The 9,785-nt window shown below is 67.9% G+C and carries 8 protein-coding genes; 7 read left to right on the top strand and 1 reads right to left on the bottom strand.

The genetic code is table 11. The features are described 5' to 3' along the window. Positions 1-32 precede the first annotated feature (32 nt). From LFM09_RS31935 to LFM09_RS31950, 4 genes are all read left to right on the top strand, one after another. Positions 33-2,018, top strand: coding sequence for an APC family permease (locus tag LFM09_RS31935; protein ID WP_414100288.1), 1,986 nt, complete (start codon positions 33-35; stop codon positions 2,016-2,018). Further along, the gene (locus LFM09_RS31940) at positions 2,015-3,220 is read left to right on the top strand and encodes a class I SAM-dependent RNA methyltransferase (protein ID WP_414100289.1); all 1,206 of its coding nucleotides are present in this window, start codon (positions 2,015-2,017) and stop codon (positions 3,218-3,220) included. Before LFM09_RS31935 ends, LFM09_RS31940 begins: the two co-directional genes overlap by 4 nt. Before the next feature lie 62 nt (positions 3,221-3,282). Continuing rightward, complete coding sequence (dxs, locus tag LFM09_RS31945; RefSeq protein ID WP_414100290.1) at positions 3,283-5,187, top strand: 1-deoxy-D-xylulose-5-phosphate synthase; 1,905 nt, start codon at positions 3,283-3,285, stop codon at positions 5,185-5,187. Positions 5,188-5,427: 240 nt separating this feature from the next. Then, positions 5,428-6,066 (top strand): SPFH domain-containing protein, encoded by a 639-nt coding sequence (locus LFM09_RS31950; protein ID WP_414100291.1) that lies wholly within the window; start codon positions 5,428-5,430, stop codon positions 6,064-6,066. On the opposite strand, the gene LFM09_RS31955 is transcribed toward LFM09_RS31950, so the two are convergent. Continuing rightward, the gene (locus LFM09_RS31955) at positions 6,029-7,009 is read right to left on the bottom strand and encodes a cytochrome P450 (protein WP_414100300.1); all 981 of its coding nucleotides are present in this window, start codon (positions 7,007-7,009) and stop codon (positions 6,029-6,031) included. The genes LFM09_RS31950 and LFM09_RS31955 overlap by 38 nt on opposite strands. A gap of 68 nt (positions 7,010-7,077) precedes the next feature. Between LFM09_RS31955 and LFM09_RS31960 the strand changes: the two genes are divergently transcribed. The 3 genes from LFM09_RS31960 (at position 7,078) to LFM09_RS31970 (ending at position 9,494) form a co-directional block, all read left to right on the top strand. Continuing rightward, positions 7,078-7,512: a MarR family winged helix-turn-helix transcriptional regulator gene (locus LFM09_RS31960; RefSeq protein WP_414100292.1), complete on the top strand. Its 435-nt coding sequence runs from the start codon at positions 7,078-7,080 to the stop codon at positions 7,510-7,512. A gap of 46 nt (positions 7,513-7,558) precedes the next feature. Continuing rightward, positions 7,559-8,362: a response regulator transcription factor gene (locus tag LFM09_RS31965; protein WP_414100293.1), complete on the top strand. Its 804-nt coding sequence runs from the start codon at positions 7,559-7,561 to the stop codon at positions 8,360-8,362. 4 nt (positions 8,363-8,366) lie between these two features. Further along, on the top strand, positions 8,367-9,494 hold the full coding sequence (locus LFM09_RS31970; RefSeq protein WP_414100294.1) for a sensor histidine kinase: 1,128 nt from the start codon (positions 8,367-8,369) through the stop codon (positions 9,492-9,494). Positions 9,495-9,785: the final 291 nt, after the last annotated feature.

Raw genomic sequence — 9,785 nt, forward strand, 5'->3', positions numbered from 1 at the left:
GTCCCGGTGAGTGGACCCCTTACGCTCCCTCCGTGTCCAAGCTCGCCACCGCTGCCAAACGCCTCCTGGTCGGCAGGCCGTTCCGCAGCGATCGTCTCTCGCACACCCTCCTCCCCAAACGGATAGCCCTCCCGGTCTTCGCCTCGGACGCCATGTCCTCGGTCGCCTACGCGCCCGAGGAGATCTTCCTGATGCTGTCGGTGGCGGGTCTGAGCGCCTACGCGCTGGCGCCTTGGGTGGGCGTGGCAGTCGTCGTGGTCATGCTCACCGTGGTCGCCAGCTATCGCCAGAACGTGCACGCCTACCCGTCGGGCGGCGGTGACTACGAGGTCGCGACAGTCAACCTGGGACGCAGAGCAGGGCTCACAGTGGCGAGCGCCCTGCTCGTGGACTACATCCTCACGGTCGCGGTGTCGATCTCGGCGGCGGCGGCGAACATCGGGTCGGCGATCCCGTTCGTCGCGACCCACAAGGCCGAGTTCGCGGTCGCCGCAATCGTCGTGCTCACGGCGATCAACCTGCGGGGCATCCGCGAGTCCGGCGCCGCGTTCGCCATTCCGACCTATGCGTTCATGATCGGAATCTTCGGCCTGATCGCATGGGGCCTCTTCCGCGGGTTCGTGCTCGGTGACGAGATGCGCGCCGAGAGCTCCGGTCTGGAGATCCACGCCGAGGGCGACCACCTGATGGGTCTCGCGTTCGTGTTCCTGGTGATGCGTGCGTTCTCGTCGGGCTGTGCGGCGCTCACCGGTGTCGAGGCGATCAGCAACGGCGTGCCCGCGTTCCGCAAGCCCAAGTCCCGCAACGCCGCGACGACGCTGCTGCTCATGGGCGGTATCGCGGTCGTGATGCTGATGGGCCTGATCGTGCTGGCCCAGCTGACCGACGTGCGGATGGCGGAGTCGCCGCAGCACCAGATCACCAACGCGCCGGCCGGTTACGAGCAGAAGACGATGGTCGCGCAGGTCGCACACGCCGTGTTCGACTCGTTCCCGCCCGGCTTCTACTTCATCACCGGGGTGACCGCGCTGATCCTGGTGCTGGCGGCGAACACCGCGTTCAACGGTTTCCCGGTGCTCGGCTCGATCCTCGCCCAGGACCGCTACCTGCCCCGGCAGCTGCACACCCGCGGCGACCGGCTGGCGTTCTCCAACGGCATCGTGTTCCTCGCCGGGTTCGCGATCGTGCTGGTGATCGCGTTCGACGCCGAGGTCACCAGACTGATCCAGCTCTACATCGTCGGCGTCTTCGTGTCGTTCACGATGAGCCAGCTCGGCATGATCAAGCACTGGCAGCGGTTGCTGAAGACCGAGAAGGACGTGGAGTCCCGCAAGCGGATGCGCCGCTCGCAGGCGATCAACACGTTCGGTCTCGTCATGACCGCGACGGTGCTGATCATCGTGCTCATCACGAAGTTCACCAAGGGCGCGTGGATCGCCATCGCCGCGATGGCCGCCATCTACGCGTTGATGACGGCGATCCGCAAGCACTACGACACCGTCGCCGAGGAGCTGCGTCAGCAGGAGCGGGTGCGCACGATGCCGGCGCGCAACCACGCGATGGTGCTGGTGTCCAAACTGCACATGCCGACGCTGCGGGCGTTGTCCTACGCCAAGGCCACGCGGCCGGACGTGCTGGAGGCCGTCACGGTCAACGTCGACGACGGCGACACGCGCAAGCTCGTCGCGCAGTGGGAGAAGGAGAACTTCAAGATCCCGCTGAAGGTGATCGAGTCGCCGTACCGCGAGATCACCAGGCCCGTGCTCGACTACGTGAAGCGGGTCAAGACCGACAACCCGCGCGACGTCGTCACGGTGTTCATCCCCGAGTACGTCGTCGGGCACTGGTGGGAGCAGCTGCTGCACAACCAGAGTGCGTTGCGGCTCAAGGGAAGGCTGCTGTTCCAGCCGGGTGTCATGGTCACCAGCGTGCCGTGGCAGCTCGCGTCTTCGGTGAAGGTCAAGGACAAGGACGTCATCGCCCCCGGTGCCGTGCGGAGGGGTTTGGACGACCGATGAGCTTGGCCAAGGAAAACTGGATCGGCAAGAAGTTCGAAGTAGAGATCGGGCCGGTTGCCCATGGCGGGCATTTCGTTGCACGCCATGAGGGACGTGTTCTGTTCGTGCGGCACGCACTGCCAGGAGAACGTGTCCTGGCATCGGTCTACGAGGACAACGGCGGGTCGTTCTGCCGTGCGGACGCCATCGAGATCCTGCAGGCGTCACCGGACCGCGTCGAGCCGCCGTGCCCGTTCAGCGGACCGGGGATGTGCGGCGGCTGCGACTTCCAGCACGTGTCGTGGGAGGCGCAACGGGAGCTGAAGGCCCAAGTCGTCCGCGAGCAGCTGTCACGGCTCGGCAAGATCGAGCGCGATGTCGTCGTGGAGGCGCTGCCGGGCGGCCCGCTGGAGTGGCGGACCCGGATCCGGATGGCCGTCGACGGTGACGGGCGGCCGGGTTTCCGCGGTACCCGGTCCCACGATGTGATCCCGATCGACCACTGTGTGATCTCCCGGCCGGGCATGGTCGAGGCGGTCGCCGACCGAAAGTGGCGAGCCCAGGAGTTGACGATCACCCAGGACGGTGACGGCAACCTGCATGTGGGTGAGGTGCGCGGCCGACACACCGCGCGACGCGCCGGAACCGGTACGGCCGTTGAGACAGCCGCCCAACGAAAGTGGCGAATTTCTGCCGACGGTTTCTGGCAGGTGCACCCGGCGGCTGCGGACACGTTCGCGTCCGTCGTCGGCGAGTGGGCGGCGGCCGAGCCGGGACAACGCGTGTGGGACCTCTACGGCGGTGCAGGGCTCTTCGCGTCGGTACTCGCACGGCAGGTCGGAGACACCGGATCAGTGCTGGTCGTGGAGTCTTTCCCCGGTGCTGTGGAGGACGGCCGGCGCAACCTTCGCCGCCTGTCCCAGATCGAGTGGGTGGTGGACAAGGTGGAGCGTGCGGTGACGCGCAAACTGCCCGTTGAGGACCCTCACGTCGTGGTTCTCGACCCACCGCGAAAGGGCGCCGGGAAGGTCGTTGTGGCTGAAGTCGCACGACGGCGCCCCGAACGGGTCGTTTATGTGGCATGCGACCCTGCCGCGTTGGCGCGTGACCTGGCTGAGTTCACAGCTCAGGGGTATCGGCTCGAAGAACTGCGAGCATTCGACGCGTTCCCGATGACTCATCACATGGAGTGCATCGCGTTGCTCGTACCTGAGACGAGGTAAAGCAGCGTCTCAGTCGAGCCTCCGTAGACTGGGCCGAAGTCTTCAGGAGTGAGGTGGGCGTGGTGACCCTGCTGGAGTCCGTGCACGGACCAGCTGATCTGAAACGGATGGACGAGGCGCAGCTGACGCAGCTGTGCGGCGAGATCCGGCGTTTTCTGGTCGACAAGGTGTCCAAGACGGGCGGCCACCTGGGACCCAACCTGGGGGTCGTCGAGCTGACCGTGGCGCTGCACCGCGTGTTCGACTCGCCGCAGGACCCGATCGTCTACGACACCGGGCACCAGTCGTACGTGCACAAGATCGTCACGGGCCGGCGCGACGGCTTCGACCGGCTGCGCCAGCAGGGCGGGATGTCGGGCTACCCGTCGCGGTCGGAGTCCGAGCACGACGTGCAGGAGAGCTCGCACGCCTCGACGGCGCTGTCGTACGCCGACGGCCTGGCGAAGGCGAAGCAGATCACCGGCGCGCACGGCCACGTGGTCGCGGTCGTCGGTGACGGCGCGTTGACCGGCGGTATGTGCTGGGAGGCGTTGAACAACATCGCGGCGGACAAGACGCGTCCGGTCGTGATCGTGGTCAACGACAACGGCCGCTCGTACTCGCCGACGATCGGTGGTCTGGCGGACCACCTGTCGTCGCTGCGTCTGCGCCCCGGCTACGAGCGCGTGCTGGAGAAGGGCAAGAGCGCTCTTCAGCAGACGCCGTTCTTCGGCAAGCCGCTGTACGCCGCCCTGCACGCCGCCAAGCGCGGAATCAAGGACGCGCTGGCGCCGCAGGCGATGTTCGAGGACCTCGGCCTGAAGTACATCGGCCCGGTCGACGGCCACGACATGGCGACGCTGGAGTCCGCTCTGCAGCGCGCGAAGTCGTTCGGCGGACCGGTGATCGTGCACGCGGTGACCCGCAAGGGCATGGGGTTCGCGCCGGCCGAGAACCACCAGGCCGACCAGATGCACGCCACGGGCGTCATCGACCCCATCACCGGTGAGGACGTCAAGCCGGCCGGCCGCACCTGGACGCACGTGTTCTCCGACGCGCTGGTGGACATCGGCCGCGAGCGTTCCGACGTGGTCGCCATCACCGCCGCGATGCAGGGCCCTACCGGCCTGGACGCGTTCGCCAAGGCGTTCCCGTCGCGCTTCTTCGACGTCGGCATCGCCGAGCAGCACGCGCTGACCTCCGCCGCCGGTCTGGCGATCGGCGGGCTGCACCCGGTCGTGGCCGTCTACGCGACGTTCCTCAACCGGGCGTTCGACCAGCTGCTGATGGACGTCGCACTGCACAAGCAGGGCGTCACGGTCGTGCTGGACCGCTCGGGCGTCACCGGCCCGGACGGCGCGTCGCACCACGGCATGTGGGACATGTCCATCTGCGGTGTCGTCCCCGGCATCCACGTGGCCGCGCCGCGCGACGCCGGCACGCTGGCCGAGGAGCTGCGCGAGGCCGTGGCGATCTCGGACGCGCCGACGGTGATCCGCTACCCGAAGGCCTCCGTCGGCAAGGACCTGCCGGCTCTGGAGCGCGTCGGTTCCGTGGACGTGCTTCGCCGGTCTGGCAACGACGTGCTGTTGGTGACGGTCGGCGCGTTGGGTGAGCTTGGTCTTGAGGCCGCGCAACGGCTGGAGGACCAGGGCATCGGCGTGACGGTCGTCGACCCGCGGTGGATCTACCCGATGTCGGTTGACCTCGTGGAGATGGCGGCGTCGCACAAGCTCGTGGTGACCGTTGAGGACGGTGGCCGCCACGGTGGCTTCGGTTCGTCGTTCGCGGCCGCCCTGCGGGATGCCGACGTCGAGGTGCCGTTGCGCGACATCGCTCTGCCGCAACAGTTCCACGACCACGGCTCGCGTGGCGAGGTGCTGGCACTGCTCGGCATCACCGCGCAGGACGTGGCGCGCCGGGTCACCGAGTGGGCGTCGCGCCTGGACTGCCTGCCGGCCGAAATGGACGCGCGAGCGGAGAAGTAGGTCGGCTACTCTCCACCTCGCGTCCGTTCTTGCGGCCCAGCAGGTCTTCCTCGCTGGGTCCCGCGTTCTGCGGACGCATTGGCGCTGTAAAGGCACCAGGTTCAAACCCTGATACGCCACGACCCCGGTCGCACACGGGGACGCCGGGCTTTGCGAGTCCCCTGTGGACTCCCGCCGCGGTGTTCCGCCGGCCGGGGTCGTGGTCTGCCTGGCCCAAGTGGATCTTGTGGGGTGGAGACGATGAAGCACACGTTGTACCCGTGGGAGCGGGCTGTCAGGTTCGATCGCGGGGTGTTGGCGGGTGAGGTCGAGCCCGGTCAGCACAAGTTCCCGCGACACGTCGTGCTGCACCGCGTCGACCTTCGCCCGCGTTCGTTGACTCCGGCCGCGCAGGACGTGCCGACTGCCGATGGCGTGCTGGTCCGTGTGACCGTTGTCGTGCGGTGGGCCGTGGCTTCGGCGACGACGTTCGTGGTGGCGTCTGCCCGACCTGAGGATGAGCTCTACACGGCCGTGCAGCTCGCGTTGCGCAGTGCAGTGGTCAAGCGCGCGCACTCTGCCGTTGACCCTGAGCGTGAGGCCATCGCGGCCGAGGTGCTGGCTGCGGTTGCCGGACGGGCCGCCGAGCTGGGTGTTTCCGTGTCCGAGGTGGCCGTTCGGGATGTCGTGATGCCGGGTGAGCTGCGGCGGGCCGCGCTGGCCGAGCTGGTGGCGGCGTCCGAGGGGCGCGCCGCGCTGGAGCGGGCTCGGGGCGAGACGGCTGCGCTGCGGTCGTTGCTCAACGCTGCCCGGCTGGCCGAGGAGCACCCGGCGTTGCTGGAGCTCCGTGCGCTGCAGACGGCTACGACCGTCGTGGTGGACCGGCCGAAGCGAGCCTGATCGGCAACGCGTGCAGCCTGCTGCCCATGATTCCGCCGGGAGAGCTGTGGGTCAGGGGCGCGGTGAGGCTCGCGTCGGGGTAGTCGGCCAGGAACGTTTCGGCGAGCGCCTTGAGTTCGAGCTGCGCCAGTTGTGCGCCGATGCAGAAGTGCGGGCCGTACCCGAAGACCAGGTCCGGGGCGCGCGTCAGGTCGACGAGCACGGGTGAGCCCTTGGGCAGGCTCGTGCCCGCGATCTCCACGTCGGTGGTGGTGAAGCGCCACAGCGTGAACGGTGCCGGGGGATGCTCGCGGAGCGTCTCCCGGACCAGTTCGTCCGCGGATTCGTTGGTATCGCTGAGGATTCGCGCGACGAGGAAGCCCGCCGCCAGGTCGGTGGTGAGCTGGCCGGCGAACAGGATCGTGAAGATCTGGTAGGTGCGATCGCGCTCGGTGCTGCCGTCCGGCAGTCGCAGTTCCGCCGTCGCTTCCGCTGCCAGGGCGGCGAAACCGGACATGGCGGCGGGGACGTTGGCCGGGTAGTCGACGTGCATCAGGCGGCAGGCGTCCATCGCGGTGCCGAGGTGGTGTTCGGGGATGCCGAGCAGCTCGCAGAGGACCGCCAGCGGATATCGGGTCGTGAAGTCGTCGATCAGGTCGACCTCGTTCGGCAGCTTTCCCAGCAGCTCCGCCGCGATCGCTTGCATGCGTGGGTAGAACGCACGCATCTTCTTCGCGCTGAAGAGCGGTGCGAACGCCTTGCGGAGCCGTGTGTGTGGCTCGCCGTCGAGTGTGGTCACGGACATCTGTTCTGCCGCTGTGGGTTCGAGACCGGCGGTGCGGGCGTCCCAGCGCTTCGGTGCCAGCGCGGGATCTTTGCCGAAACGGCTGTCCGTCAGCACGGCTCTGGCGAGGTCGGGTTCGGTGACGATCCAGACGGGGTGGTCGTACCAAGTTTGCTGCATCACGCAGTAAACGTAGCATGCAACTACTGCGTGACGCAGCGACTGCGTGGTGCAAGTACTCTTCGGGCATGACGGAAGAGGTCCTGCGGGCCATCGCGCGGTGGCAGATCCCGGTCATCCAGTTCAACGGCCTGCTCGCCGAGCAGCTCGGGATGACGTGGACGGACCTGCAGGCGCTGTACGTGCTGGCCAACCAGGGGCCGGCCAGTCCCGGTGAGCTGGCACGCCGCGTCAACCTGACGAGCGGATCGGCGTCGCGGATGATCGAACGGCTGGTGCGGGCGGGGTTCGTGCGCCGCGTGCCGGACCCGGTCGACCGGCGCAAGGTGGTCATCGAGCCGGACGAGGACGCGGTGCGGCGGGTCGGTGGTCTTTACGACTCGCTGAACGAACGTCATCGCGCTGACCTGGCCGAATTCGACGAGGCTGAGCTGGCGGTGGTGCTGCGCTTCCTCACGGCCGCGGCGGTGAGGACGGAGGAGGAGATCCGACAGCGCGTGTGAAGGTGTCGTTAAGGGCTCTCTCAGACTTGTATGGCACCTTTGTGGCGTGCGGATTCTGGTAGTCGAGGACGAGGTGCCTCTGGCCGACGCGATCGCTCGCGGCCTGAGGCGCGAAGGTATGGCCGTGGACGTCGCCTACGACGGCGAGACCGGGCACGAGAAGTCGACCGTCACGCGGTACGACGTGGTCGTGCTCGACCGCGACCTGCCTGGCATGTCCGGCGACGAGCTGTGCAAGGAGATCCTCNACGTCGCCTACGACGGCGAGACCGGGCACGAGAAGTCGACCGTCACGCGGTACGACGTGGTCGTGCTCGACCGCGACCTGCCTGGCATGTCCGGCGACGAGCTGTGCAAGGAGATCCTCAGCTCCGGTGCGCTGACCAGGGTCATGATGCTGACGGCGAGCGGGTCCATCGAGGATCGCGTGTCCGGGTTGTCACTGGGTGCGGACGACTACCTCGCGAAGCCTTTCGCGTTCCCCGAGCTGGTCGCGCGCGTACGGGCGTTGGCTCGGCGCGCGACTCCGGCGACACCGCCCGTGCTGTCCGCTCAGGACGTTGAGCTCGATCCGGCGCGGCGCACCGTGTCACGCGGTGGGCAGCCCATCGAGCTGACGCGCAAGGAGTTCGGTGTGCTCGAAGTGCTGCTCGCGGCCAAGGGTTCGGTCGTGAGCAGTGAAGAGCTGCTTGAGCGCGTGTGGGACGAGAACGCCGACCCGTTCACCACGACCGTGCGCGTCACCGTCATGACGTTGCGCAAGAAGCTGGGTGAGCCGGGCATCATCGACACCGTCGTGGGATCCGGTTACCGGGTGCCGAGTGCTTCGAACGGATCTGCTGAGGACTAGTCACGTGCGAAGGCGCGGACCGGGGCTTCGTCTCCGGATCACGCTCCTCACCACCGCGCTCGTCGCGGTGGTGAGCGCTGTGCTGCTCTTTCTCGGGTGGACGCTGGTCGGGCGGGTGTTCGACTCGTCGCCGTCGTTCCCCTCCGGCAGCCAGGTCACGGTCGACGGGGTCAACGTCGACGTCACGGTGCTGACGGACGCGCTGACGGTGGCCGCGCGCTCGGATCTGCTGCGGGCCGGGTTGATCGCGTTCGCGTGCATGGTGATCGCCGCCGCGGTGCTGGCGTGGACGTTCACCGGCCAGGTGCTGAAGCCTCTGCACGACGTCACGGGTGCCGCGCGCCGGCTGTCGGCGGAGTCGCTCGGGTCGCGGTTGCGGCTGGAAGGGCCGCGGGACGAGGTCGCGGAGCTCGCGGACACGTTCGACGCGATGCTCGACCGGCTTGAGGCCGCCTTCGATTCGCAACGTCGGTTCGTGGCGAACGCGTCGCACGAACTGCGCACTCCTCTCTCGGTGGTGCGCACGGAGCTGGACGTGACTCTGTCCGATCCGGATGCCGACGTTGAAGAGCTGCGTCGGATGGCCGGCGTCGTGCGTGCGGCGGGGGAGCGTGCGGAGCAGTTGGTGTCGGCGCTGCTGCTGCTCGCGCGTACGGACGGTGTCGGGCTCGCTGTTCGTGAGCCGGTTGATCTGGCAGTTGTCGTCGAGTCCGCGTGGAAAGCCGTGCGCGCGGAGGCGGAGGCACGCAACGTGCGCGCTGTCTTCCGGTGCGCGCCGGCGTTGGCGGTCGGAGATCCTGCTCTGTTGGAGCGGATCGCGGGGAACCTGCTGGAGAACGCCGTCCGGCACAACCACGTCGGCGGGTGGATCGAGGCTGTGGTGGAGACCGGGCCGCAGTGGTCCGTGCTGCGGGTGTCGTCGTCGGGTCAGCTCATCGCGCCGGACCGCGTGGAGGAGCTGTTCGAGCCGTTCCGTCGCGGGATCAAGGACCGCACCAGCCAGTCCGGCACGGGTCTGGGACTCTCGATCGTGCGGGCCGCGGTGGCCGCACACGGCGGGTTTGCGCAGGCAGTGGCCGTGCCGACGGGTGGTTTGTCGGTCACCGTGCACCTGCCCAGTGCACCTCGCTGACGGTGGATACAAGATTGTCGACGTGGCCCCGGTCACACTGTGCGTCGATCTTGGCGGTTTGCGGCCACTCGTGAGGCACCTGACCTGCGGTTACTGCGTTAGTGACCCCCGATTTGGATCTCGGTGGGCGCCCGTGTAAATTTCTCTCTGCCAGCGCGGAACGGGCCGGGAAACACCGGAACGGAGCGCGGCGAAAGACTTCTAAGCCTGACACAGCCCCGGAAGTTCCCTCCTCGCGGAGATGAGCTGCGGTGTGCGCGTGTTCTTTGAGAACTCAACAGCGTGCCGATA

The sequence above is a fragment of the Lentzea alba genome, from assembly GCF_047445655.1.
GTDB classification, from domain to species: Bacteria; Actinomycetota; Actinomycetes; order Mycobacteriales; family Pseudonocardiaceae; genus Lentzea; species Lentzea alba_A.

Coding starts and splice junctions, on each gene's coding strand:
- LFM09_RS31940 (WP_414100289.1), top strand. CDS start 2,015: ATGAGCTTGGCCAAGGAAAACTGGATCGGCAAGAAGTTCGAAGTAGAG.
- LFM09_RS31950 (WP_414100291.1), top strand. CDS start 5,428: ATGAAGCACACGTTGTACCCGTGGGAGCGGGCTGTCAGGTTCGATCGC.
- LFM09_RS31955 (WP_414100300.1), bottom strand. CDS start 7,009: ATGCAGCAAACTTGGTACGACCACCCCGTCTGGATCGTCACCGAACCC.
- LFM09_RS31960 (WP_414100292.1), top strand. CDS start 7,078: ATGACGGAAGAGGTCCTGCGGGCCATCGCGCGGTGGCAGATCCCGGTC.